This window comes from Microbacterium sp. JB110 (assembly GCF_003335195.1).
Lineage (GTDB): Bacteria > Actinomycetota > Actinomycetes > Actinomycetales > Microbacteriaceae > Microbacterium.
In genome coordinates this window covers 217,019-242,296 of sequence record NZ_QPGM01000002.1, presented here as the reverse complement: position 1 = coordinate 242,296, position 25,278 = coordinate 217,019, and the positions used below count along the sequence as shown (strand labels likewise).

Annotated in this window: 24 protein-coding genes; 5 read left to right on the top strand and 19 right to left on the bottom strand. The window is 67.6% G+C overall.

All coding sequences use genetic code 11. The features are described 5' to 3' along the window. The first annotated feature begins 98 nt into the window (after window positions 1-98). The 4 genes from CIK77_RS04690 to CIK77_RS04675 all read left to right on the top strand — a co-directional run bounded on the left by CIK77_RS04690 (window position 99) and on the right by CIK77_RS04675 (window position 3,877). Window positions 99-1,235, top strand: a complete 1,137-nt coding sequence (locus tag CIK77_RS04690; protein WP_087056299.1) for an Mrp/NBP35 family ATP-binding protein — start codon at window positions 99-101, stop codon at window positions 1,233-1,235. A gap of 117 nt (window positions 1,236-1,352) precedes the next feature. Beyond that, window positions 1,353-2,354, top strand: a complete 1,002-nt coding sequence (locus CIK77_RS04685; RefSeq protein ID WP_087056298.1) for a ThuA domain-containing protein — start codon at window positions 1,353-1,355, stop codon at window positions 2,352-2,354. A gap of 112 nt (window positions 2,355-2,466) precedes the next feature. Further along, window positions 2,467-3,219 carry an IclR family transcriptional regulator gene (locus tag CIK77_RS04680; protein ID WP_170934243.1) on the top strand — a complete coding sequence of 251 codons (753 nt, stop codon included), beginning with the start codon at window positions 2,467-2,469 and terminating at the stop codon, window positions 3,217-3,219. Window positions 3,220-3,223: 4 nt separating this feature from the next. Next, window positions 3,224-3,877: an IclR family transcriptional regulator gene (locus tag CIK77_RS04675; RefSeq protein ID WP_087056296.1), complete on the top strand. Its 654-nt coding sequence runs from the start codon at window positions 3,224-3,226 to the stop codon at window positions 3,875-3,877. 64 nt (window positions 3,878-3,941) lie between these two features. Here the strand turns inward: CIK77_RS04675 and dctP are convergent, their stop codons facing one another. The 6 genes from dctP to CIK77_RS04645 all read right to left on the bottom strand — a co-directional run bounded on the left by dctP (window position 3,942) and on the right by CIK77_RS04645 (window position 10,803). After that, window positions 3,942-4,982 carry a TRAP transporter substrate-binding protein DctP gene (dctP, locus tag CIK77_RS04670; RefSeq protein WP_170934242.1) on the bottom strand — a complete coding sequence of 347 codons (1,041 nt, stop codon included), beginning with the start codon at window positions 4,980-4,982 and terminating at the stop codon, window positions 3,942-3,944. 78 nt (window positions 4,983-5,060) lie between these two features. After that, a complete protein-coding gene (locus tag CIK77_RS04665; protein ID WP_087056294.1) occupies window positions 5,061-5,498 on the bottom strand; it encodes a type II 3-dehydroquinate dehydratase in 438 nt (145 codons plus the stop codon). 25 nt (window positions 5,499-5,523) lie between these two features. Further along, window positions 5,524-6,801, bottom strand: coding sequence for a TRAP transporter large permease (locus CIK77_RS04660; protein WP_087056293.1), 1,278 nt, complete (start codon window positions 6,799-6,801; stop codon window positions 5,524-5,526). Window positions 6,802-6,807: 6 nt separating this feature from the next. Then, window positions 6,808-7,386 carry a TRAP transporter small permease gene (locus tag CIK77_RS04655; protein WP_170934241.1) on the bottom strand — a complete coding sequence of 193 codons (579 nt, stop codon included), beginning with the start codon at window positions 7,384-7,386 and terminating at the stop codon, window positions 6,808-6,810. A gap of 154 nt (window positions 7,387-7,540) precedes the next feature. Then, a complete protein-coding gene (locus CIK77_RS04650; protein ID WP_087056291.1) occupies window positions 7,541-10,222 on the bottom strand; it encodes an outer membrane protein assembly factor BamB family protein in 2,682 nt (893 codons plus the stop codon). A 179-nt stretch (window positions 10,223-10,401) separates the two neighbouring features. Next, the gene (locus tag CIK77_RS04645) at window positions 10,402-10,803 is read right to left on the bottom strand and encodes a twin-arginine translocase TatA/TatE family subunit (protein ID WP_114347204.1); all 402 of its coding nucleotides are present in this window, start codon (window positions 10,801-10,803) and stop codon (window positions 10,402-10,404) included. 34 nt (window positions 10,804-10,837) lie between these two features. Here CIK77_RS04645 and CIK77_RS04640 point away from each other — a divergent pair, with 34 nt between their 5' ends. Next, window positions 10,838-11,476 carry an O-methyltransferase gene (locus CIK77_RS04640; RefSeq protein ID WP_087056289.1) on the top strand — a complete coding sequence of 213 codons (639 nt, stop codon included), beginning with the start codon at window positions 10,838-10,840 and terminating at the stop codon, window positions 11,474-11,476. Between the two features lie 97 nt (window positions 11,477-11,573). Here the strand turns inward: CIK77_RS04640 and CIK77_RS04635 are convergent, their stop codons facing one another. The 13 genes from CIK77_RS04635 to CIK77_RS04575 all read right to left on the bottom strand — a co-directional run bounded on the left by CIK77_RS04635 (window position 11,574) and on the right by CIK77_RS04575 (window position 25,199). Then, window positions 11,574-11,753 carry a DUF3117 domain-containing protein gene (locus tag CIK77_RS04635; RefSeq protein WP_087056288.1) on the bottom strand — a complete coding sequence of 60 codons (180 nt, stop codon included), beginning with the start codon at window positions 11,751-11,753 and terminating at the stop codon, window positions 11,574-11,576. A 163-nt stretch (window positions 11,754-11,916) separates the two neighbouring features. Next, window positions 11,917-13,125 (bottom strand): hypothetical protein, encoded by a 1,209-nt coding sequence (locus CIK77_RS04630; protein ID WP_087056350.1) that lies wholly within the window; start codon window positions 13,123-13,125, stop codon window positions 11,917-11,919. 14 nt (window positions 13,126-13,139) lie between these two features. Further along, on the bottom strand, window positions 13,140-14,213 hold the full coding sequence (gene dapE / locus CIK77_RS04625; RefSeq protein ID WP_087056287.1) for a succinyl-diaminopimelate desuccinylase: 1,074 nt from the start codon (window positions 14,211-14,213) through the stop codon (window positions 13,140-13,142). Between the two features lie 110 nt (window positions 14,214-14,323). Next, complete coding sequence (gene dapD / locus CIK77_RS04620; protein WP_114347203.1) at window positions 14,324-15,247, bottom strand: 2,3,4,5-tetrahydropyridine-2,6-dicarboxylate N-succinyltransferase; 924 nt, start codon at window positions 15,245-15,247, stop codon at window positions 14,324-14,326. Between the two features lie 120 nt (window positions 15,248-15,367). Next, on the bottom strand, window positions 15,368-16,663 hold the full coding sequence (locus CIK77_RS04615) for a citrate synthase (RefSeq protein ID WP_087056285.1): 1,296 nt from the start codon (window positions 16,661-16,663) through the stop codon (window positions 15,368-15,370). 241 nt (window positions 16,664-16,904) lie between these two features. Continuing rightward, window positions 16,905-18,011: a succinyldiaminopimelate transaminase gene (gene dapC / locus CIK77_RS04610; RefSeq protein ID WP_087056284.1), complete on the bottom strand. Its 1,107-nt coding sequence runs from the start codon at window positions 18,009-18,011 to the stop codon at window positions 16,905-16,907. 8 nt (window positions 18,012-18,019) lie between these two features. Beyond that, on the bottom strand, window positions 18,020-18,340 hold the full coding sequence (gene fdxA, locus CIK77_RS04605; protein WP_087056283.1) for a ferredoxin: 321 nt from the start codon (window positions 18,338-18,340) through the stop codon (window positions 18,020-18,022). A 96-nt stretch (window positions 18,341-18,436) separates the two neighbouring features. Continuing rightward, a complete protein-coding gene (locus tag CIK77_RS04600; RefSeq protein ID WP_087056282.1) occupies window positions 18,437-18,877 on the bottom strand; it encodes a hypothetical protein in 441 nt (146 codons plus the stop codon). 176 nt (window positions 18,878-19,053) lie between these two features. Next, complete coding sequence (typA, locus tag CIK77_RS04595) at window positions 19,054-20,967, bottom strand: translational GTPase TypA (RefSeq protein ID WP_087056281.1); 1,914 nt, start codon at window positions 20,965-20,967, stop codon at window positions 19,054-19,056. Between the two features lie 102 nt (window positions 20,968-21,069). Beyond that, window positions 21,070-21,615 (bottom strand): PH domain-containing protein, encoded by a 546-nt coding sequence (locus CIK77_RS04590; RefSeq protein ID WP_087056280.1) that lies wholly within the window; start codon window positions 21,613-21,615, stop codon window positions 21,070-21,072. A gap of 65 nt (window positions 21,616-21,680) precedes the next feature. Further along, the gene (locus tag CIK77_RS04585; RefSeq protein ID WP_087056279.1) at window positions 21,681-23,342 is read right to left on the bottom strand and encodes a dipeptide ABC transporter ATP-binding protein; all 1,662 of its coding nucleotides are present in this window, start codon (window positions 23,340-23,342) and stop codon (window positions 21,681-21,683) included. Next, complete coding sequence (locus CIK77_RS04580) at window positions 23,339-24,280, bottom strand: ABC transporter permease (RefSeq protein WP_087056278.1); 942 nt, start codon at window positions 24,278-24,280, stop codon at window positions 23,339-23,341. Before CIK77_RS04580 ends, CIK77_RS04585 begins: the two co-directional genes overlap by 4 nt. Further along, window positions 24,270-25,199, bottom strand: coding sequence for an ABC transporter permease (locus CIK77_RS04575; RefSeq protein ID WP_087056277.1), 930 nt, complete (start codon window positions 25,197-25,199; stop codon window positions 24,270-24,272). The genes CIK77_RS04580 and CIK77_RS04575 overlap by 11 nt, the downstream gene beginning before the upstream one ends. Between the last annotated feature and the right edge of the window lie 79 nt (window positions 25,200-25,278).

Sequence of the window (25,278 nt, the reverse complement as noted above, 5' to 3'; positions counted from 1 at the left end):
ATGCATGCGCTTTGAGTCCGGCTACTCCACCCTCAGCGCCCCCTCATCCGGCTGCTCGGACACGCGCCCACTGGCAACGCACGCCGTAGGCTGGACGGGTGAGCACCCTCTCCGAGAACGTCCGTGACGCCGTCGGGCGTGTGCAGGACCCCGAGCTGCGCAGGCCGCTGTCCGAGCTCGACATGGTGCGCGATGTGGACGCGGACGGCACGGACGTGCGCGTGGGCATCGCCCTCACGATCGTCGGATGCCCCGCGGCTGATCGGATCGAACGTGACGTGCGCGAGGCCGCGGAGAGCGTGCACGGCGTCGGCGAGGTCACCCTCGACATCGGTGTGATGACTCCCGACGAGCGCAGAGCACTGACCGAGCGCCTGCGCGGACCGGGCAGGGCGATGCCGTTCGGGCCGGATTCGCTCACACGGGTGATCGCCGTCACGAGCGGCAAGGGCGGGGTCGGGAAGTCCACGGTCACGGCGAACCTCGCCGTCGCACTCGCCCAGCGGGGCCTGCGCGTCGGGCTGATCGACGCGGACGTGCACGGCTTCTCGATTCCAGGCCTGCTCGGGCTCAGCCGCGACGGGGAGACCGCGCAGCCGACGCGCATCGACGATCTGATGCTGCCGCCGATAGCGCACGATGTGAAGACGATCTCGATCGGTATGTTCCTGCAGCGAGGTTCCGACCGCGGCGGCGCGGTGGCGTGGCGCGGGCCGATGCTGCACCGCACGGTGAACCAGTTCCTCACCGACGTGCACTTCGGCGACCTCGACGTGCTGCTGCTCGACATGCCTCCCGGCACCGGCGACATCGCGATCTCGGTCGGGCAGCTGCTGCCGCACGCCGAGGTCCTCGTGGTGACCACGCCGCAGCCGGCCGCGAGCGACGTCGCCGTGCGCAGCGGACTCGTGGCCCGTCAGACGGGGCAGCGAGTGATCGGCGTCGTCGAGAACATGGCGGCGATGACGCTGCCTGACGGCTCGGTGCTCGACCTGTTCGGTGCCGGCGGCGGCGCCGAGGTCGCCGCGGCGCTGTCCGCCGATGCGGACGAGGTGCCGCTGCTGGCGTCGATTCCGCTCAGCCATGGCCTGCGCTCGTCCGGCGATGACGGAACGCCCGTGGTCGTCGCCGCGCCGAACGACCCGTCGGCGCAGGCGATCGTCGAACTCGCCGCCGCGATCGCGTCGCGCCCCCGCGGGCTCGATCAGCGCCCGCTCCCCTTCTCTCCGCGCTGAGGCCGAACCGCGGCTCACTGATTGGAACGCCACGGGTGCCGCCGCCCGGCGGCCGCTAGCGTCGCGATCAGACCGGCGCCCCTCCGCCGGGCACTCGGACGATCGAAGGAGATCATCGTGAAATCGCTAGTACGCTCCGGCTTCGCCCTGACAGGCGCCGCCGTTCTGGGCGCGACACTCGCCGTCGGCGGCGCATCGGTCATGGGCGCGAACCCCGGCAACGGCAACGGGAACGGCAACGGGAACGGGAACGGCAACGGGAAGCCGGCCACATCGGCTGAGATCTACCAGGACGAGATCAAGGACTACGGCGCGTGCCGCGGCCTCGATGCGTCCTGCTACAACGATTGGGGCAACGGGTTCGAAGAGGGCGACGACAAGCGCATCCTGATCTGGAGCCGTACGGCGGGCCCCCGTCACGCCCACCTCGGTACATCCCTCGGTGAAGGCATGAACCCGGAGCTCGGCGACGACAACGTCGCGCAGCGAGAACTCATCGCCTGGGCGGAAGAGCGCGGCATCGAAGCCGACTGGACGGAGGACCTGGACGAATTCCGCCGCCTTGGCGGGTACCAGGCTGTGGTGTTCCTCTCGGCCAACCGCGACACGCTCGGCGACCAGCAGCAGAACGCGCTGACGAAGTACGTGCGCGGCGGCGGCGGATTCGTCGGCATCCACAACGCTTTCGGCGCGGAGTACAACTGGGAGTGGTACGAAGGCCTCCTCGGCGGCGCGAACTTCTACGATCATGGGCCGAACCGTGCAGGCACCGTGGAGACGATCGACCACGAGGACGTGTCGACCGAGTTCCTGCCGGACGAGTTCGGCTTCACCGACGAGTTCTACAACCTGTACCCGTACCCGAGCCACGTCAACGTTCTGCTCGAGGCGAGCGAGGACACTGTGACCCTCGATCGTGACGGCGGACACCCCGGGCACGGAGACGCGCACCCGCTGAGCTGGAATCACTACTACGACGGCGGCCGCGCATGGCTCACGACGCTCGGCCACGAGGTCGACGCGTGGACCGGCGAGTCGGAGAACTCCGACCTGTTCGAAGAGCACGTGATGAACGGCGTGGAGAGCGCGATGGGCGTCTCCGAGTTCCTCGACGACTGAGACGAGGGCCCGGGCGGGGGCTCCTCGCCCTGGCCTCGTCTTCAGCGCTTTGCGTACCAAACAGTACATAATGGAGAGGAGCCGCAGTGCAGCGGCACTGAGAGGATCGACGATGACGAATCCGGAACACAGCATGCCCGAGGGCGATGCGGACGCACCGTTGTCGGTGCTCGACCGAGTGTTCGCCATCCTCGAGGTCGTCCGACGAATGACCGGCCCGATCTCCGTCGCAGGCATAGCCGCCGAGGCCCGCGTTCCCCGTTCGACGACCGCGCGCCTGATCGCCGAACTGATCGAGCAGCGCTACCTCGCCCGCGACGCCGACGGCGTGACGCTCGGCATGCGCCTGTTCGAGCTCGGCGCGCGCGCCACGATTCCGCGCCGCATCGCCGCTGCCGCAGCTCCCGTCGTGCACGAGCTCGCCGTGCGCACGGGCGAACGCGTCGGCGTGTGGGTGCAGCAGGGAACGGACATGGTCTCGCTCACGGCCGTTCCAGGGAGACTTCCGATGCTGCCCACGCGCGCCGGCATGCGCTCCCCCGCGCTCACGACCGCAAGCGGAAAGGCGTTCCTCGCATTCTGCGACGACGCGACCGTCGTCGAGCGCGTAGGCGCTCGACTCGAGCCGAACGACGCCGAGCGCTTCCACGACGAGCTCACCACGGTGCGCGCGGCAACGCTCGCAACGGATCCCGGCGACTCCTACGCCGGTGTCCTCGCCGTCGCCTGTCCCCTCATGGGACACGGACGAGTGGTCGGCGCGCTGTCGCTCGCCGGCCCCGCCGACGCGATGCGCGAGGAGCGCGTCGCGCCGCTCGTGCGAGCCGCGGGCGTATCCCTCACGCGCCGCCTCGCGGCCGTCTAGCCGCATGCGCACCGCGGCGTGGACCCAATCGGTCAGCGTTCTCGACCGGCTCAGCGCCGTACTCGACGCCTTCGGCGACGACGGCGCTGGGCTCACAGTCACCGAACTGGCACGGCGGGCGAATCTTCCGAAGTCCACCGTGTCGCGCATCGCGACGGAGCTGGTCGATGAGGGCTACCTCGACCGCGATGGCTCGCTTCTCTACCTCGGTGTTCGACTGTTCGAATTCGGCCAGAGCGTCGAGCGACCGCGTCGGCTGCGGAACATCTCGCGTCCCGCCATCAAGCGGCTGCGCGACGCAACGGGGCACAACGTGCACGTCGCCGTCATCGACGACGACAGCGTGATCATCATCACCGATGCACGGGGACGCTCCGGCCACGCCACCGCCAGCGTCGGCGATCGCTTCCCCCGCGACGCGACCGCACTGGGGTTGGCATACTCCGCGGTCACCGACGGTGGGAACGGCGACATCGCGACGGCGCACGAGCGCACTCACGGCGAGGCGCGCTGCGTCGCCAGCGCGGTCGTGGTGCGCGGCCGCCCCGTCGCGGCTGTGTCGGTCAGCGGCCCCGTCCCACAGGTCGATGTCGCCGATGTCGCGCCCCTCGTCCAGGCGACGGCCTTCACGATCGGGCGCGAACTGGCCGGCGGCTGAGCGCCACCGGCCGACACGAGGGAGGGGCGTGGAACTCGGTTCCACGCCCCTCCCTCGTGCTCGGTCAGCCCGCGAGCGCGCGGATGCTCTCGTAGGCAGCGAGGGTGTCGCCGTCGTAGTAGTCAGCGAAGTACGCCTCCGCCTTCTTGACGAACGCGTCGATGTCGATGTCTTCCTTCTCGATCACCGTGTACGTATCGTCCGCCTGGTAGCCGTCGACGATCTCGTTCGTTTCGTCTTCGACGCATGTACGGTTCTCGGCACGGATCTCGTGCAGCGTCTCGTCGAGCAGAGCCGCCTGCTCCTCGTTCAGCTTCTCGTAGGTCTTGTCGCTGACGAGCGTGAACTGTACGCCGATGTTGTGCTCGTTCAGGACGATCGTGTTCAGGATCTCGTCGTAGCTCGCCGAGTGGGTGGCGACGATGGGATTCTCCTGGCCGGCCGCGATGCCCTGCTGGAGCGCCGTGTAGACCTCTTCCACGGCGACCGAGACCGGGCTGTCGACACCGAGAGCTTCGGCGTTCGCAAGGAACCCTGGAGAGTCAGGGAACCGGATGGGCTCGCCCGCCAGATCATCCGGACCGTGCACCTCGACGTCCTTCGTCGTGAATGTGCGGTTGCCGAACCACCAGCCGTCGACGATCTTGACGCCCGTCTCCTCGTGGAACGCGTCGAACATCTCCTGGGACCCGTTGTCGATCCAGTCGAACAGGTGATCGACGTCGTCGAACGCGTACGCGGCATCGACAGCTTCGATCGCGGGGAACGTGGTGCTGAGCTCCGAACCGCCGAGCAGGTCGACGTCGATGTCACCCGACTGCACCTGCGGAAAGCGGTCCGCGTGCGGGCCGAGCTGGCTCGACGGGTACAGATCGACCGTGATCCCCACGTCGGCGGTCTCGAGGCGCTCCTTGAGCAGCTCGATGCCGCAGTAGTAGTTCGGCGTCTGCTCGTTCTGCGTGAGCGAGACCGACAGTGTGACGTCACCGCCGTCGCCGCCCGTTTCGCCGCTGCCGCTGTCCCCGCCGCAGGCGGTGAGGACGAGCGCCGTCGCGGCGGCGGCCGCGAACGCCGCCGCACGCTTCGTGGTTCGTGCTGTGATCATGATTCCTCCTGGTGTGCGCATCATTGCGCGATGTGGGGCTGACTCTGGTGCGCTTGCCGATGTGCGACAAGCGCCGTCTCATCGAATGGAATGATCGGCGGCTCGGATCGCGAGTTCGTAGCCGTAGGCCCCCGCTCCGGCGATCACCGTCGTCGCGACGGGTGACACCAACGAGTGGCGATGCGCCTCGTCTCTGCCGTGGATGTTCGTGATGTGGAGCTCGACGATCGGCACGGTCAGCATGCGGAGCGCATCGAGCACGGGAACCGAGCGGAAGCTGAATCCCGCCGGATTGATCACGACGCCAGCCGCGTCGCGGTAGGCGTCGTGCAGCCAGTCGATGATCTCGTGCTCAGCGTTCGACTGAGCGAAGCACAGTTCGAAGGCGAGCTCGGCCGCCACGCGAGCGCAGTCCCGCTCGATGTCAGCGAGAGTGGTCGTTCCGTATATCGCGGGCTCGCGCACGCCGAGCATGTCGAGATTCGGGCCGTTGAGCACGTACAGCTTGCGGGTCACGGTCAGGTCCTTTCACAGTGCGGCGTCACAGGCCGAGGAGGTCGGGCACGATCGTGGAGACGTGCGGAACGAAGATGAGTATGGCCAGAACGGCGAGCAGCGGGATCAGGAACGGCACGACGGCACGGAACAGTTCTCCCATCGGACGCCTGGTCACGGAGCCGATCACGAACAGCACAGCCCCGACTGGCGGCGTCAGCGTGCCGATCATCAGGCTGAGGATCGTGATCGTTCCGAGGTGCACGGGGTCGATGCCGTACTGCACGGCGATCGGAAGAAGGATCGGCACCATCACGAGGATCGCGGGCGGCGGCTCCAGGAACAGCCCGAGGCCGATCAGCAGAACCACCACGAGCAGCAGGAAGACCACCGGGCTATCCGTCGCCGTGGTGAGCCAGTCGGTGAGTGTGCGCGAAACCTGCTCGCGGGCGAGCACCTGGCCGAGGAGATTCGAGGCTGCGAGGATCAGCAGGATGCCCGCCGACGTCACCACCGTGTCCTTCGCCGCCTTCCAGAACGTCTCCCAGGTGAGCGTGCGATAGCAGGCCCCGAGGACGAGCGTGACCAGCGCGGCGACGCCGGCGCTCTCCGTCGGCGTGAACAGGCCGCTGAAGATGCCGCCGAGCACGATGATCGGAAGCAGTGCGGGACCGAGCACACGCAGCGTCGCGGTCGCGAAGATCCTGCCGTCGAACTTCGCGCCGCCCGCGATCTCACGATGGAAGAACGTCCACACTCCGATGTACGCAGCCAGGCCCACCACGATCAGGATCGCCGGCAGCATCGACCCGGCGAAGAGTGCTCCCGTCGAGATCGACGCTGTGGCCGCGAAGAGCACGGCAGGGATCGAGGGAGGCATGACCGAGCTGATCAGCGATCCGGCAGCGGTCAGACCCGCCGAGAACCCGTACGGGTAACCGGACTTGAGCATCTGCGGAATCTGCACCTTGCTGACCGATGCTGCGTCGGCGAATGCGGTGCCGCTGATCCAGCTGAATCCGAGCGAGGTGCCGAGGTTGACATAGGCGAGGTTTCCCGGGAGGCGCGGCAGCAGCGCACGTGCGAAGTCATACAGCCGCGTCGCGATGCCGAGCCCGTTCGCGAGCGTTCCCATGAAGATGAACAGCGGCACGGCCAGCAGTGGGAAGCTGTTCACGCCGTTGAACATGTAGGTCGATGCGTAGCCGACCGACAGGCCCTGGCTGGTGAAGTAGAGCAGGCTCGGCAGGATCATTGCGAACGCGACGGGGACGCGCAGCAGAAGCAGACCGACGACGAGCAGGATGTAGAGCCAGAGATCCATCAGCGCTCACATCCCATCGACTTCGAGGCGCCGCTCGGGACGATTCGCGTAGCGGACCTTGAGCGCTGAGTGGATGAGGCCGGACGCACACCCGATCAGCGCGAACACGTAGACGATGCCGACAGGGAGCCCGATCGCCGCACTCGCCCTGCCCATCTCCGCGCCGATCTTCTCCCATGATTCGAACGCCAGCCAGGCACAGCTGATCAGCACCACTGCGGCTGAGAACACTCGGAGGGCGACGAACAGACGGCCGCCCCGGAGCAGCCGGTCGAAGAGCTCGATCGTCACGTGGCCGTTGCGGCCGACCAGGTATCCGATCATGACGAAGGTCATCGACACCATCGACAGCAGCGCCAGCTCCCCCGCGCCGATCCAGCTGATCGACGGAACGTAGCGGCCGAGCACCTGGTAGATGACGCCCACGAGGATGCCGACGAAGAACACGGAGCCCACGACGATCTCGACCTTGGAGAGCAGCCGCATCGGCAGCGGTTCCCGGGGAACGCCTACGTTCTGGTCTGGCGCTGAGAGGGCCGTGTCCGTGTGGCCGAAGATGGACTCGTCCTTCTTCCTTCTTCCCATGACCGACCTCCCTGTCGATGCGGCCTCGTGCCGCACAGCCACTTTCGCGGTGCTCTGCATCGGCGCAAAGCTGCGTCTCATCGAATGGAACCGCGTCCACGCACAAGCGCCGCGTCCCCCTGGGAGGACGCGGCGCCCGGCGCCACTGGGCGGGCTACTTCTTCACTTCCACCTCTGCACTCGAGGCGATGCGATGCAGTCCGTCGCCGGTCGCGACGTTCGCTTCGACCGTCAACGATGTCGCCCCATCCGGCACGTTGTTGTCGAGATCGGCCTTGTCGAAGGTCAGGATGACCCGATTCCGGTTCGCCTTCACGTCTGCGGGTTCGATCGGCTGGAGCCCGAGGGGCGTGACGAGCTGCGCACCGCCGTCGTACGCGTAGCCGTTCGGCAGCTCCAGATGCGCACGAACGGACCCGCGCACGTCGTTGAAGGTGGACCCGGTGAAGGCCAGCGTGCCCGGACGGAATGAGAGCGCGCCGTCCAGGTGCTCGGTCTCGTCGAAGACCACCTCGATCTTCCCCGTCGGGCGCGGGTCGGTGCAGTCGTTGAAGAAGTACTCTCCCGGCCGCGTGAACTCGTGCTCATAGCTTTCTCCCGGCGCGAGCTTCGCATGGAACTCACCTTCGAAGAACTGCGTCGCGCAGTGCTCGCGCTGGTTCGGGTGATCGGGGAACGTCTCCGTGCCCGGATTGAGGAACGTCACCGTTTCGCCGACGGAGACGCGCAGGTGGGTCGGCTGCATCGCGGTCTGGCTGACGCTGTCCGCGGCCTCTGCCGTGTCGGACGTGCGATCCTCACGCGCCAGCAGCACGGTGTTGCCCACGTCATCGCCGTCGACGGCACCGCCGCCCTGCACCGGCCGTCGCATCTGCAGCGGCGCGGTGAGCGGCCCCTCCTGGCTGCCGGATTCCGCGGTGAAGTCGCCGTCGAGCTTGAAGGCCCACATCGAATCTCCCGCGGTGATCGACTGTCCGTACGGATTCGTCGTTCCGGCTGCGAATACGGCGAGGTACTGCTCGCCGTCGACGGTGTAGGTCACGGGAGGCGACCCGATGGAGCTGCCGGTCTGGAACTCCCACAGCACCTCACCGCTGTCGTCGTCCATGGCGAGCAGCCTGCCGTCGGCCTGGCCGACGAAGAGCAGCCCGCCGGCTGTGACGAGCGGGCCCTGCCCGTGCGACATGTCCGTGCCGAGGTGGTTGCGCCAGACGACTTCACCGTCGGTCGGGTCATAGGCGAGGATCCCGCCTGTCTGGTACTGCCCGATCGCTCGCTGGCCGTTCATCCGCGCCTCCCGCCAGTGCGCCACGGGGTTGGTGCCGTACGGGAAGTACACGAGACCGGTGCGGTGACTGAACGCCTGCGCGGACCAATCCGCACCGCCGTTCGGGCTCGTCGTCGACAGGATCGGCTGGTCCCAGTGCGGGTCGTACAGGCATCCCTCGCGGTGGTCGCCTGCACCTGCCGGGTAGGTGAGGTGCTCCTCGTCCGCCGCGACGTAGCTGTCAGGGTTGAACACCAGGTTCCCGTCCTCATCCGGCTGATAGCCGTTGTAGTTCGGCACACCGCGATAGGGGTCTCCCGGCACGTTCTCCGGGTCGAGCTTCTGCCACGCGATGCACTCCGGGAGCAGCTGAGCTTCCGGGATCGGCTGTGTCGACGAGCTGTGCTGGCGATCATCCGTGATCATCGGCGCATCCTCGACGGGCCGCAGCGGCTCGCCTGTGGCGCGGTCGAGCACGAACTGATGGCCGGACTTCGCACCGTAGAACAGCACCTGTCGCTCCTCGCCGCCGATCTCGGTATCCGCGAATGTCGGTGAATGGACGTTGTCCATGTCCCAGACGTCGTGGTGGATCGACTGGTAGTGCCAGCGGTGCTCCCCTGTCTCCACATCGAGCGCGACGATCGTCGACGAGAAGAGGTTGTCGCCGGGTCGGCCGGAGCCGTCCTGCGAAGAGTCACAGCTGCGCGGGTTGCCGAACGTCGCGTAGTACAGTCCGAGCTCCGGGTCGGCAGAGCCGCTGATCCAGCTCGTTGCACCGCCGGTCTCGGAGCAGTCCTCCTCACCTTCCGCCGGCGCGGGTCCCCAGGTCTCGGACGCGTCGAACGTCGAGCCATCCGGGTTCGTGAACACTTCGCCGCGAGTCGGGCTGCCGAAGAAGTGCCAGAGGTGGCTGCCGTCGCTCGCGTCGAGCGCGACGACCGCGCCGCGGTCTCCGTCGGCGGCGTGGACGTACACGGTGCCTTCGGAGTACACGGTCGCCGCTTTGGCGACGCGACCGATGTCTTCGCCCTCGTCGCCCACGGGCTGAACCGACCAGAGCTCCTCGCCGGTGTCCTGGTCGAGGGCGACGACGTGATTGTCGCCGGCGAGGGTGTAGATCCGACCTTCCCCCGCAGAGACGCCGCGCCGGGTGGACGACATCCCGATGTCGTGGTTCTCCCACTTCCACTTTGCTTCTCCGGTCGCCCCGTCGAGCGCGATGACACCTCCGGATGGCGTATCGAAGTACATCACGCCGCCCACGACGATCGGTGCCGTCTGCTGACCGGCGTCGTCCGATGCGGGTGCGACCTCCGATACGTGCGTACGCCACGCCGGAGCGAGCCGGTCGAGCGTGCGATGGTCGATGTCGTCGAGCGCCGAGTAGCGCTGACTGCCGAGGTTGCCGCCGATCGTCGGCATCTCGGCCTCCGTCGCCTCGGTCGCACCGAGAGGCTCGTCGTCCTGCCCGCCCTCTGCGAATGCCGGCGCGACGATCGCTCCGGACAGAACGACGGCGGCGCCGAGCGTGAGCGCGACGCCGCGTGCTAATGGTCTGATCTTCATCGTGCAGCTCCTTGATCGTCGTCGATCTCCTGACGATTCGGAAGCTATCGGGCAGCCGCGCACGCGGCTACAGGTGATCCATCGGGTGAGACTCCCGGCGTATCCGCGCACCGGGCAGCCGCGCGCTCGATCGCGCTTCGGGCACCTGCCGGTCTTGTCGGTGCAAGACGGAGTTCCGTCTACGTCGCCTCGTCGTCGTGGGGCGGGGGCTCTTCGAAGCTGAAGACGCTGCGGCGCGGCGGAGGCGGTGGAGGCGTGTACTCCTGCGGACCTGACGGCGACTGCGGCTTGCCCCCCGCCGCTGCGCCCACGCGTGCGGGCGGCGCGTCGTCGAGGAGCGCCTCGCGCACGATGCGGCGGGGGGCGTACTGGCGCGGATCGAGCTTGCGCCAGTCGACGTCGTCGAAGTCCTCACCCATCTCGGTCTTGACGCGCTCCTGGGCATTGCGCAGGTAGTCGCGGGCGTTGCGAACGAAGCGACCGAGCTTCTCGGCATACGTCGGAAGGCGTTCCGGGCCGAGGATGAGCACAGCGATGAGACCGATCAGGAGGATCTTGTCCCACGTCATGCCGAGTTCCACGGAAACAGATTACCCGCGACGTACCCTTAGAAGCATGAGTGAGCAGGCAGCCGTCGCACGATTCGTGCGCGAGAACGTGGTCGAACCCGAAAACATCGCTCGGGCGCGACAGCACGCCCGCGAAATCGGGGCCAACCCGGTCAGCGCGGCGCTCGGCGCACAGCTCGCCTTCGTCACCGCCGCAACCGCGCCGTCCTCGATCATCGAGATCGGCACGGGCGCCGGTGTGTCCGGCCTGTGGCTGCTGCACGGGGCGCTCGGTGCAACCCTGACCACGATCGACAAGGAACCGGAGCACCTGGGCGCGGCACGGGAATCGTTCCAGCACGCGCGCGTGCCGTCGTCGCGCGTGCGCTGGATCACGGGGCGCTCGTCGGAAGTGCTGCCCCGGATGAACGAGGCCGCATACGACGTCGTGCTCGTCGACGGCGGTTCCGACAGCGTGATCGAGGATGTGGAGCACGGGCTCCGCCTGGCGCGTCCAGGAGGGTGCGTGCTGATCCCGCGCGTGCTCTCGGGGGGCCGCGTCGCCGATCCGGTGCAGCGCGATGAACTGACCACCGCCTATCGCACGCTCCTCGCCGAGACGCGTGAGTCCTCATCCGTCATCGCCTCCCTGACCCCCGTGGGCGAGGGCCTGCTGCAGCTGGTCACCATCGCTTCAGACGAGTAGCTCTCGGCCCGGGCGAGCAGCTCGGCAGACGTGTGCGACGTCCTGACGTGCTGAACCCCCGGGAACGCGTGGTTCCCGGGGGTTCAGCAGTGCTGCCTTATGCCGCGGCGCCTTCGACGACGCCGGACAGCACGCTGTGCAGTTCCTTCGCCTCATCGTCGTTCACCGAGACGACCAGGCGGCCGCCGCCTTCGAGTGGCACGCGCACGATGATGAGGCGCCCCTCCTTAACGGCCTCCATCGGTCCGTCGCCAGTCCTGGGCTTCATGGCTGCCATAGCGGGCTCCTTTTCTTGAGGTCTCACGTCAAGTTTAACCGCGTCGGACGCCTCGCGACGATTCCCTGTCCGCTCGAATTCGAAACGCGCCGCAATACATCCGGATCCGCCCGGCGTGCCTGGGCACGCGCCCGGCCGTGTCGACGCAGTATTCCGTCCCGCGCTACGGCACCTGCCAGTAGTCGCTGCCGCGCGCCCACATGAACCAGATCCACGCCCACTGCCCGGCCAGGCACACGACCATGACTCCCGCCCTCACCAGCCTCGCACGCCGGCCCGATCCGGGCAGGACAGCGGCGCCCGCCATCGCCGGGGCGAGTGGCACCATCAGCCGGAAGATGCTCGATTGCGGGAAGAACACCAGCAGCAGGTAGATCAGATAGCTCGCCGCCCACATCCGCAGTTCGGGACCCACCCTGCGCACCGCGGGGAGGAACAGGACGAGCGCGGTCAGCGCCGCCACCAGCGCCACCACCGCGACCGGTGCCATCCCCGCGGGCAGCCCCCACACAGCGAACCAGACGTCCGCCGCCGCGAACCAGCCCTCGACCGGAGCGAACTCCTCCGTGCCCACCCATCCGCGCCGCCATGCCAGCTCGGTGTCGAGATACGCGCCAGGGTCGCCTGTGACGACTCCGGCGATTGCGGGCCACGCGAATCCCGCAGCGGCCGCGAACAATCCGATCACGACGATGTGCACGACGTCCCGCGCCGGCAACGGATCGCGTCCGCGCGTGAACCAGCGCCATATCCCGTACATGGCGAGCATCAGCGCGAACGCCTGCAGCCCCGGCCTGGTGAAGGCCATCAGCGGCACGAGCAGGTAGAGCCACCACCAGCGCCGCTTCAGCACGCACAGCAGCGCCGCGAACAGCTCAGCGAGGAACAGCGACTCCGCGTATCCGACGTGGAACAGCGCAGCGAGCGGCCCGAACGCGAAGAAGGCCACGGCCCACATCGCCTGCGCCCGCCCCTGCCTGATCCGGATGATCGCGCACAGGCCGAGGCATGCCAGGTAGCCGGCGACGAACGACACGACGAACGCGCCGACCGCCCAGTTGCCGCCGAACACGGCGCCCACGGCCTTCGCTGCATAGGCGTAGACGGGCAGGAACGCCCACGCGTTCTGTATGACGTGCCCGTTCTCGTCCACGGGAAGCTCATCCGGATAGCCTTCGACCGCGACGAGCCAGTACCACTGCGCGTCCCAGGCGAGGGTGAAGTCGCCGAGCGGATTCAGCGATCCGAGCTGCGACTGCGCCGGTGCGAGCTGCGCCGCCAGCAGTACGAGCGCCACGGTGACGAGTCGCGCGAGGGCGTACACCGCCGCGATCTTCGCCCATGACGGCAGCGCGGCCCAGGAGCGCGTCATGCCGGCCCGCAGGCTCAGGCCGCTGACAGCCACGCTCTCAGGCCCCGCTCGACCCGTTCGATCTGCGCGACGGGAACCCGTTCCTCATCATGGTGGGCGAGCAGTGCGTCGCCGGGGCCGTAGTTGACGGCAGGCACGCCCATCTCGCTGAAGCGCGCCACATCTGTCCAACCGTACTTCGGCTTCGCCTGTGCGCCGACCGCAGAGAGGAACTCCCGCGCGAGCGGAGCGTCGAGACCGGGCCGCGCCGCGGAGGCCCCGTCCGTCACTTCGATGTCGAAGCCTTCGAACACCTCGCGCACGTGCGCGATCGCCTCGTCCAGGGTGCGCTCCGGCGCGAAGCGGAAGTTCACCTCGACCTCGCAGGCGTCAGGGATGACGTTGCCCGCGATGCCCCCCGAAATGCGCACGGCGTTCAGACCCTCGCGGTATTCGAGCCCTTCGACAGCGATCGTGCGGGGCTCGTAGCGGGCGAGGCGCTCGAGAATCGGCCATGCGGCGTGGATCGCGTTCTCGCCCATCCAGGCGCGGCCCGCGTGCGCACGCGTGCCTGCAGTGCGGACGACGGCGCGCATGGTGCCGTTGCAGCCGCCTTCGACCTCGCCCGCCGTGGGCTCGCCCAGGATGGCGAAGTCGGCTTCGAGCAGCTCGGGCGCCTCGCGCTGCAACCGGCCCAGGCCGTTCTTGGCCGCTTCGACCTCCTCGTGGTCGTACCAGAGCCACGTGATGTCGACGGCCGGTTCGATCAGCTCCGCCGCGAGCTTGAGCTGCACGGCGAGCCCCGCCTTCATGTCGACGGTGCCCCTGCCCCAGATCACGTCTTCGCCGCTCTCGACGATGTCGCGCGTCGGCAGGTTGGCGTTGATCGGCACCGTGTCGATGTGCCCGGCGATGGCGACGCGCTGGTCCCTGCCCAGCTGAGTGCGAGCGACGATCGTGTCTCCGTGGCGCGTGACAGCGAGGTGGGTCAGCGCCGAGACGGCGGCGAAGATCTCGTCAGCCAGCCGAGTCTCGTCGTCGGAGACGCTCGGGATGTCGCAGATGTATCGCGTGATGTCGGCAGATGAGGCCGTGAGATCGAGGGGCACCCTCCCACCCTAATTTCTCTCCGCCCCGGTCCCCGACGTTCGACTCCTCAAGACGCCGTCGAATCCGCTGCTGTCCGCAGAAGAGCGTCAGGAGACGCGAAGAACTGCGGCTACGCGTGCAGCGCGTCGTTGAGCACGACGCCGACGCCCGATCGCTCGACCGCCTCGACAGCGCCGGTGACGGAGTTGCGCCGGAACAGCAGGCCGGACGAGCCGGACAGTTCGCCCGCCTTGACGGCACGGCCGTCAGCGAGCGTCACCTTGGTTCCTGCTGTGACGTACAGGCCGGCTTCGACGACGCAGTCGTCGCCGAGGGAGATGCCGATGCCGGAGTTCGCGCCGAGCAGCGTGCGCTGACCGATCGAGACGCGGTGCGTACCGCCGCCCGAGAGCGTGCCCATGATCGAGGCGCCGCCGCCGATGTCGCTGCCGTCGCCGATCACGACGACCTGCGAGACACGGCCCTCGACCATCGAGGCGCCGAGCGTTCCCGCGTTGAAGTTCACGAAGCCCTCGTGCATCACGACAGTGCCCGATGCCAGGTGTGCTCCGAGCCGCACGCGGGAGGCGTCGCCGAGGCGAACGCCGTCAGGCAGCACATAGTCGGTCAGGCGCGGGAACTTGTCCTGCGCGTACACCTGAATGCCCGCACGGCGCAGGGCGGGCAGCGCGGCCGCTGCGATCTCGGGCTTCATCGGGCCGGCGTTGGTCCACGCGTTGTTGGGCAGGTGCGCGAAGACGCCGTCGAGGTTGACGTCGTTGGGCCGCACGAGTCGGTGGGAGAGCGCGTGCAGGCGCAGGTACGCGTCGGGCGTCGATTCCGGCGCGGCGTCGAGATCGATCTCGAGCGCGACGACCTCCGTCTTCACCCCGCGGACGTCGTCGCCTGCGACCTCGCCAGCCAGCTCCGCCTCCGCGGCAGAGGAGTCGCCCAGGCGCGAGGCCACGGGCGCGGGGTACCAGGTATCCAGCACAGTGCCGTCCGCCGCGATCGTGGCGAGCCCGACACCGGAAATCCAACGCTCATCCGTCATGCTTCCAGCCTACCGGCCGCCGCACCCCCTCAATTCCTCATATCTGGCACATTTCTGATGCTGTGCACCCCCGGAGATGTGCCAGAAATGAAGAGATGCGCGGTGCGTTTCGGCGCGGGGTCAGATGCCTGGGTAGCTGCGCTCGGTGGCGCCCGTGTACAGCTGCTGCGGGCGGCCGATCTTGGTCTTGGGATCGAGGTTCTGTTCGCGCCACTGGGCGAGCCAGCCCGGAAGCCGGCCGATCGCGAACAGCACGGTGAACACGCGATTCGGGAAGCCCATCGCCTTGTAGATGACGCCGGTGTAGAAGTCGACGTTCGGGTACAGGTTGCGCGCCTGGAAGTACTCGTCGTTGAGCGCGATCTCCTCGAGCTCCTTGGCGAGATCGAGCATCGGGTCCTTGACGCCGAGCGAGGCGAGCACCTCGTCCGCCGACTGCTTGACGATCGTCGCGCGCGGGTCGTAGTTCTTGTAGACGCGGTGCCCGAAGCCCATCAGCTTCACGCCGTCTTCCTTGTTCTTCACGCGCTCGACGAACTTCGCCACGCCCTCGCCCGACTCCTGGATCTGCGAGAGCATCTTCAGCACGGCCTCGTTCGCGCCGCCGTGCAGCGGGCCGGACAGCGCCTGGATTCCCGCCGCGACCGAAGCGAACTGCGATGCGCCGGTCGACCCCACCAGGCGCACGGTCGAGGTCGAGGCGTTCTGCTCGTGGTCCTCGTGCAGGATGAGCAGTCGCTCGAGCGCCCGCACCATGACGGGGTTGATCTCGTAGTCCTCGGCCATCGTGCCGAAGTTGAGGCGCAGGAAGTTCTCGACGTAGCCGAGTTTGTTGTCGGGGTACAGGAACGCCTGCCCGATCGACTTCTTGTGCGAGTAGGCCGCGATGACGGGAAGCTTCGCCAGCAGCCGGATGATGTTGAGTTCGACGTGCTCTGGATTGGCCGGATCGGTCTGTCCCTCGTAGTACGTCTCCAACGCGGACACCGCCGATGAGAGCACCGACATGGGGTGTGCGCCCGCCGGCAGCCCCCCGAAGAAGCTCTTGAGGTCCTCGTGCAGGAGCGTGTGCCGGCGGATTCGTTCGTCGAACGACGCCAGCTCGTCGGCAGACGGCAGCTCGCCGTAGATGAGCAGCCACGCGACCTCGAGGAAGGTGGCATTCTCGGCGAGCTGGTCGATCGGGTAGCCGCGGTAGCGCAGGATGCCCTGTTCACCGTCGATGAAGGTGATGTCGGATCTGGTCGATGCCGTGTTCACGAAGCCGTAGTCCAGCGCCGTGTAACCGGTCTGCTTCATCAGGGTCGACACATCGACGGAGTGGCGGCCCTCTGCTGACTGCAGGACGGGGAGTTCGGCGGTCTTGTCGCCGACGGTCAGTGTGGCCTTGTCCGGCAGGCTTCCTGCGTCGCTCACGGCTTCTCCTTGCGAATCTTCGTCAATCGCGTCTCATGCCGCCAGCGCTGATAGCGCCGCGACGGCCCCGGCCAGCCTAGCGGGCACAGGGCGGTGGTTCGAAACCGGCTGCCCTGGCAGGGCACCGGATGGTCGGTGACTCCGGGGTGCGTCGGCCCAAGGCACCGGACGTGCGTGCGCGTCTCTCAGAACCCGCGCCCGTCGCGATGAGCGCGGCGGGCGACAGACTGCCTGGCACGCCCTACGCGCCGCGCAATCGATCGGCCGCTGCGGCGATCCGGTCGTCGGCGGCAGTCAGTGAGAACCGGATGTGCTGAGCGTTGCCCTCGCCGTAGAAGACCCCGGGCCCGGCGAGGATGCCGAGGCCGGCGAGCCGGTCCATACTCTCCCACGCGTCGCGCCCTTCGCTCGCCCACAGGTACAGACCGGCGCTGCTCAGGTCGATGCGGAATCCTGCCGCCTCCAACGCGGGCTTGAGCACGTCTCGGCGCGCGCGGTACCGCTCGCGCTGCTCGTCGACGTGTGCATCGTCGCCCAGGGCGACGGCCATGGCATGCTGCACAGGTGCGGGGAGCATCAGCCCGAGGTGCTTGCGGTTCTTCAGCAGTCCGGACACGATGTCGCCGCAGCCCGCGACGAACGCGGCGCGGTAGCCGGCGAGGTTCGACTGCTTGCTGAGCGAGTAGACGCTGAGCAGGTTGGCGCGGCTGTCACCGGCAACACGCGGATCGAGCACGCTCGGGATGCGCTGATCGGCCCATTCGCCCTCCCAGCCGAGTTCGGCGTAGCACTCGTCGCTCGCGAGCACGGCGCCGATCTCGCGCGCCCGTGCGACGGCTGCCCGCAGCTCGTCGACGCCCCACACCCGGCCATCCGGGTTGCCGGGAGAATTGATCCAGACGAGCTTCGTCCCCTCCGGCCACTCGGCGGGGTCGTCGGCGGTGACGGCGGTCGCACCGGCGACGGCGGCCCCGACGGCGTACGTCGGATACGCAGCGCGCGGGTGCACGACGACGTCTCCTGCACCGAGCCCCAGCAGTGTCGGCAGCAGCGCGACGAGCTCCTTGGAACCGATCGTCGGAAGAACGTTGCGCGGCTGGAGCCCCGCCACGCCCCGGCGGCGTTCGTACCACGAGCAGATCGCGGCCCGCAGCTCGTCCGTCCCGACGGTCGCGGGGTACGCGTGCGCGTCGGTCGCCGCCAGGAGCGCCTCGCGCACGACGGCAGGAGTCGGGTCGACAGGAGAACCGATCGACAGGTCGCACAGACCGCCCGGATGTGCCGCCGCTCGCTCACGGAACGGGACGACGGCATCCCACGGATAGTCGTCGAGATCGTTGATCGACATGCGACGGCTCACTCCGCCTGCGGCGGCAGGGCGGAGATGACCGGATGATCCTTCGGGATCACACCGACCTTGGCCGCGCCTCCCGGCGAGCCCACGTCGTCGAAGAACTCGACGTTCGCGGTGTAGTAGTCCTGCCACTCGTCAGGCAGGTCGTCCTCGTAGTAGATCGCCTCGACCGGGCACACCGGTTCGCAGGCACCGCAGTCGACGCACTCGTCCGGATGGATGTACAGGCTGCGCTCCCCCTCGTAGATGCAGTCGACCGGGCACTCATCGATGCACGCACGGTCTTTGACATCCACGCAGGGAAGGGCGATCACGTAAGTCACACCAACGATTCTATCCGTCGCGGCTGATCGTCGGCGCAGTGCGCGGAGCCGTCAGTGGTTGCGCCGGCAGTGCGCAGGTGGAGCGGGCGGGACGCCTCAGCGCGATTCGTCGGGAGAAGCTGCGTCAACCTGCCTGGCGCGCGCCGCGCGCGCCGGGCGAAGATCGGGCCAGGCCGCCACCAGGAGCACGACGATGGCGAGCGTCCACGCCCAGATCATGCCGAGCGGGGCCTCGCCCTCCGCCACCTGCGGCACCACGACCGAACCGCCAGGACCCTGAAGGGAGAACACGTACAGCGCGATCAGCATGCCGAGCCCCGCGCCGAGCACGGCGCCGCGGTCGTCAGCAAGCAGCCGGATCGCCAGCAGCAGCCCGAGACAGGCGACGGCCGCAAGCATCAGCCCGAGCGGGATCACGATCAGTCCCCCGGCCGGCTTGAGCACGGCCGAGGCGTAGCAGATCGTACCGGCGACGCCGAAGATCGCGCCGGCCAAGACGGCGCCGAGCCACGAAAGCGCCTTCATCACCCACTGCATGTTCCCACCCTACGCACGCTCGCTGAGCACCTCATCCGGCCGATTCCGGTACCCCGAATGCACCTTCAGCTCGATTCTTGGCGCAATCTGTCGCACCCGAACGACGCTCCGGCCGTCGCAGCGCACAGAACGGCGGCCCAGGCGATCTATCGCCTGGGCCGCCGTTTCGCGAGGTGCTACGCGTTCGCGTCCTGGCGCTTGCGGCGCGCGGTCTCACGGCCGCGGGCGGTCGCGTCGAGCTCCACCTTGCGCATGCGCACGGCCTCTGGCGTCACTTCGACGCACTCGTCGTCGCCTGCGAACTCGAGGCTCTCCTCCAGCGACAGGCGCCGAGGCGGCGTCATCGACTCGAAGGAATCGGCCGTGGCCGAGCGCATGTTGGTGAGCTTCTTCTCCTTGGTGATGTTCACGTCCATGTCATCGGCGCGCGAGTTCTCGCCGATGACCATGCCCTCGTAGACCTCTTCGGTGGGACCGACGAAGAACGACATGCGCTCCTGCAGGGCGATCATCGCGAACGGCGTCACCACGCCGGCGCGGTCGGCCACGATCGATCCCTGCGGGCGCGAGTCGATGGCCCCGGCCCACGGCTGGTGCCCGTACGAGAGCGTGTTGGCGATGCCGGTGCCTCGCGTGACGGAGAGGAACTGCGTGCGGAAGCCGATCAGCCCGCGCGACGGCACGATGAACTCCATCCGGATCCAGCCGGTGCCGTGGTTTGTCATGCCCTCCATGCGGCCCTTACGTGCCGCGAGCAGCTGGGTGATCGCGCCGAGGTACTCTTCGGGCGCGTCGATCGTCAGCTGGTCGTAGGGCTCGAGCAGCGTGCCGCTCTCGTCACGGCGCGTGACCACCTGGGGCTTGCCGACGGTGAGCTCGAAGCCCTCGCGGCGCATGTTCTCGACGAGGATCGCGAGCTGCAGCTCGCCGCGGCCCTGCACCTCCCAGGCGTCAGGACGTCCGATGTCGTTGACACGGATCGACATGTTGCCGATCAGTTCGCGGTCGAGACGATCCTTCACCATGCGGGCGGTGAGCTTGTGCCCCTTGACCTTGCCGACGAGAGGCGAGGTGTTCGTGCCGATCGTCATCGAGATGTTCGGCTCGTCGATCGTGATCTGCGGCAGCGGGCGCACGTCGTTCGGGTCGGCGATGGTCTCGCCGATCATGATGTCCTCGAAGCCGGCGATCACGGCGATGTCGCCGGGGCCCGCCTGCTCCGCGGGGTAGCGGTCCAGCGCCTTCGTCATCTGCAGTTCGGTGATGCGGGCGTTCTGCGTGGTGCCGTCGCTGCGCAGCCACGCCACTGTCTGACCCTTCTTGAGCGTGCCGTTGAACACGCGCAGCAGGGCGAGACGACCGAGGAACGCGGAGGAGTCGAGGTTGGTCACCCACGCCTGAAGCGGCGCCTCGTCGTCGTAGCTCGGAGCCGGCACGTGCTTCAGGATCGCGTCGAACAGCGGTTCGAGGTTCTCGCTGTCGGGAAGCGAGCCATCGGCGGGGCGCGTCTCACTCGCGACGCCCGCACGACCGGATGCGTACACGACCGGCACGTCGAGGAGCGCGTCCACGTCGAGGTCGGGCACGTCGTCGACGAGGTCGCCGGCCAGGCCGAGAAGCAGGTCCTGCGCCTCGCCTTCGACATCCTCGATGCGCGCGTCAGGACGGTCGGTCTTGTTGATCACGAGGATCACCGGCAGCTTCGCCTCGAGCGCCTTGCGCAGCACGAAGCGCGTCTGCGGCAGCGGGCCCTCACTGGCGTCGACGAGCAGAACCACGCCGTGCACCATCGACAGACCGCGCTCGACCTCGCCGCCGAAGTCGGCGTGGCCAGGGGTGTCGATGACGTTGATCGTCACCGGCGTGTCGGTGTGCTCACCGTTGTACGTGATCGCCGTGTTCTTGGCGAGAATGGTGATGCCCTTCTCGCGCTCGAGGTCGTTCGAATCCATCGCGCGCTCGTCGACGTGCTCGTGGTCGCCGAACGACCCCGTCTGCCGGAGCATGGCGTCGACCAGCGTGGTCTTGCCGTGGTCGACGTGCGCGACGATCGCGACGTTTCTCAGGTCGGTACGGAGGGCGTGCGCCATGAAGTTCCTTGCCGTGAGTGGATTGTCGCCCCAAGAGTGGGACGTTCCATCCTATAGCGGCGGGGCGGAGCTCCGGTCAGCGGATGGACAGGAATCCGCAGGTCACAGCGAGACGGCGATCGACGCGAGCAGCCAGATCACGATCACGGCTCCCGCGACGAGGCCTGGAACGTCCCACCTGATCGCACGTGTCGCAGCCTGCGCCGGCGCCTCCTCGAGCATGGCGCGCAGACGCTCTATCTGGCCCGAGCTCGGGTGCTCCTTCTTGGGCGAGCGCGACGGTCGCTGTGTGGGGGCGCCCCACGCCTGCACCGGTTTGTCGCCGAACGGCTCCTTCATCCGGAACTCGATCTGCCACCTGGCGGTGATCGACTCGATCGCGCCCCAGCTCAGCTGCGTGACCCGCAGCACGTTGTGCACGGCAACGCCATCGGGAGTCGCGACGATCCTCGGCGCGAACAGGAACAGGTAGACGAACCACAGCAGAAGCAGCAGCCACGGGCTGACCAGCACGGCCTGCTCGAGCGTGCCCCGGATGAGCATGTCGCCGATGAGCAGGGCGCACACGATCGAGGTCACCGTCATCCACACCGGTCCCCCGACCGAGCGGAAGACGACCCGCTCGGAGGCGCTCGAAGCTTCTGACATGTCCCCACCCTATAGACGAACGCCGGATGCCCCTCTCAGGGCATCCGGCGTTCGTCTCTTCTGCGTCAGTTCGCGCCGAGAGCGAGGCCCCGGCCAGGGATCGCGTTCAGCAGTCGCTGCGTGTACTCCTGTTCAGGCGAGTCGAACACCCGGTCGACAGAGCCCTGCTCGACGATGCGCCCCTTCTCCATCACCGCGACGAGGTCGGCGGCGACACGGACGACGGCGAGGTCGTGCGTGATGAACAGGTACGTCAGGTCGAGTTCGCTCTGCAGCTCGCTGAGCAGCTGCAGGATCTGATCCTGCACCAGCACGTCGAGCGCGGAGACGGCCTCGTCGAGCACGACGATCGACGGCTTCAGCGCCAGGGCGCGCGCGATCGCGATGCGCTGACGCTGCCCGCCTGACAGCTCGTTCGGGTAGCGCGAGGCGAGTTCCTTCGGCAGTGCCACCTGATCGAGCAGTTCGTACACGCGCTCGCGGCGCGATGCCTGATCACCGATGCCGTGGATCCCCAGCGGCTCCGCGATCAGCGCACCCAGCGAGCGCATCGGGTCGAGCGAGCCGTACGGGTCCTGGAACACCGGCTGCATGCGCCCGCGCAGGCTGAACACATCGCGGTGCGACATCTCCGTGGTGTCCCGACCCTCGATCAGCACCGAGCCGCTGGTCGCCTTCTCCAGCTGGAGCACCATCTTCGCAACGGTCGACTTGCCCGATCCGGATTCGCCGACCAGCGCCAGCGTGCGCCCCTTCGGGATCTGGAACGACACGTTGTCGACGGCGCGGAACGGCTCGCTGCGGAACCCGCCCTTGCGGATCGAGTACTCCTTGACGAGGTCGCGGACCTCGACGATGGCTGCCTGATCCGTGAGCGCGGTGGTCGTGGCCGCGGTTCCCGACTCCTGCACCTGCGCCTGGATGCGCGTGGACGCCAAGCTCGGGGCAGCGTCGACGAGTCGGCGCGTGTACGGATGCTGCGGCGCCTCGAGGATCTCCCGGCTCGGGCCCGATTCGACGATCTCGCCCTTGCTCATCACGATGATCCGGTCGGCGCGCTCCGCGGCCAGGCCGAGGTCGTGCGTGATGAACAGCACCGATGTGCCCTTGTCGCGCGTGAGCTTTGCGAGGTGATCGAGGATCACCTGCTGCACCGTCACGTCGAGGGCGCTGGTGGGTTCGTCGGCGATCAGCAGGGTCGGATCTGCGGCGAGGCCGATGCCGATCAGCGCGCGCTGGCGCATACCGCCGGAGAACTGGTGCGGGAACTGGTGCAGGCGCCGCTCGGCGTCGGCGAGCCCCGCGTTCTGCAGCACCTCGACGGCCATCCGGTGCACGTCCTTGCGGTTGTTCGCAAGACCGTTGGCCCTGATGGTCTCCTTGACCTGGAATCCGATCGACCAGACCGGGTTGAGATTCGACATCGGGTCCTGCGGAACGTAGCCGATCTCGCGGCCGCGAAGGCTCTCCATCTCGGCGCGCTTCACGGTCGTCAGCTCCCGGCCCGACAGCTGCACCGAACCCGCCGTGACCTTGCCGGTGCCGGGAAGCAGATCCATGATCGCGGTCGCCGTGGTCGACTTGCCGGATCCGGACTCGCCGACGATCGCAACCGTCTCGCCCTCGTAGACGTCGAAGTCGACGCCATGCACGACCTCGCGCTGCTTCTTGCCCTTGCCGAACGAGATCGACAGATCGCGGACGGAGAGGAGTGTGTTCTCGCTCATCTCTGTGCCCTCGCCTTCGGGTCAAGGGCGTCGCGCAGAACTTCGCCCAGCATGATGAATGCCAGCACCGCAGTCGTCAGCGCCAGCGACGGCCAGATCAGCGCCATCGGCGCCGTGCGGATCGCCGTCTGCGCCTGGCTGATGTCGGCACCCCACGAGACGGTGTCGCCGCCGAGGCCGACGCCGAGGAACGACAGCACCGACTCGGCGACCATCGCGTTGCCGAGGCTGAGCGTCGCGACCACGATCACGGGAGCCATTGCGTTGGGCAGCACATGCACGAGCATGGTCTTGAACCGCCCCATGCCGAGCGCGATCGATGCCATCACGAAGTCGGACTGCTTCACGCGAAGAATCTCGGCTCGCACGATGCGTGCTGTGCTTGCCCAGGCGAACCCGCCGATCGCGAACGCGAGCGTCAGCATGGTGCGCTGGTCCTGCGGCATCACCGTCATCACCACGATCGCGGCGATGATGTAGGGAATCGTGAAGAAGATGTCCCCGACTCGCGAGAGCAGTGAGTCGAGCCACCCGCCGTAGAAGCCGGCGAAGGCGCCCATCACGAGCCCGATCACGGTGCCGATGAGCGTGGCGAGCAGGCCGACGACCACCGAGGTGCGCGCACCCCAGGCGATGCGCGACCAGATGTCGCAGCCCTGGCGGGTGAAGCCGAGCGGGTGCCCGGCCTCTGCTCCCTCATTGCTGTACATCAGACTGCACGCGCCGCCAGACGGAGCAACGTTGGTGAACAGCTGCGGAACGACCGCCATAACTACGACGATCAACGCGACAACCGAGGCGATCCAGAACAGCGGACGGCGGCGCATATCGCGCCACGCGTCGAGCCACAGGTTGCTGCGCTTCTCACCGACCTCGATGCGATCGACGACGACCTCGGTGTCCTTGACGGGAGCGACGAAATGAGAACTACGAGACATAGCGGATCCTCGGGTCGAGCAGGCCGTAGAGCAGATCGATCAGCAGGTTGATCAGCACATAGACGACGACGAACACGGTCACGAAGGACACGATCGTCGGTGCCTCGTGCTTCAGGATCGCCTGATACAGAGTGTTGCCCACGCCAGGGATGTTGAAGATGCCCTCCGTCACGGTGGCACCCACCATCAGGATGCCGAACACGGTGCCCATGTCGGTCACCATCGGAATGAGCGAGTTGCGCAGCACGTGCACGGGGATGACCCGACGCCGCGGTAGCCCCTTACCGTACGCCGTGCGTACCCAATCCTGGCCCATCGTCTCGATCGTCGACGCACGGGTCAGCCGCATACTGGTCGCGTACACGCTGAACGCCAGCGTGATCGCAGGCAGGAGCAGCCCGAGCCAGCCGTTGTTCGATCCCACGGTCGGGTCAGCCCAACCGAGTTGGACGCCGATGAAGTACTGCGCGAAGAAGCCGACCACGAAGACCGGAACAGCGACGAAGACGAGCGCCAACACAAGCATTGCGTGGTCGAACCACGTGTTCTTGAAGAACGCCGACAGCGCACCGATCACGATGGCGAGGATGAACGCCATCGCAACGGCCTCGACTGCCAGGCGCAATGTCACAGGGAACGTACGCGCGAGCACGTCGATGACATCCTGCCCGCTGAACGTGGTGCCGAAATCGAGGCGGAAGATGCCACCGAGGTAGTTCAGATACTGCACGATGAACGGCTGGTCGAGCATGTACTGCGCGCGCAGTTCAGCGAGCACGGCGGGCGCCGGCTGCTTGTCGCCGAACATCGCGGCGATCGGGTCACCGGGCATGGCGAACACCATGAAGTAGATCAGCAGCGTCGCCCCGAGGAACACCGGGATGACCTGCAGGACCCGCCTGAGGATGTAGAAAAGCACCCTCGATCCTCCTTTGATTGTTTTCCAACACAACAGGATACGAGGCGGTGGCTGTGAGCCACCGCCTCGTATTCAGAGG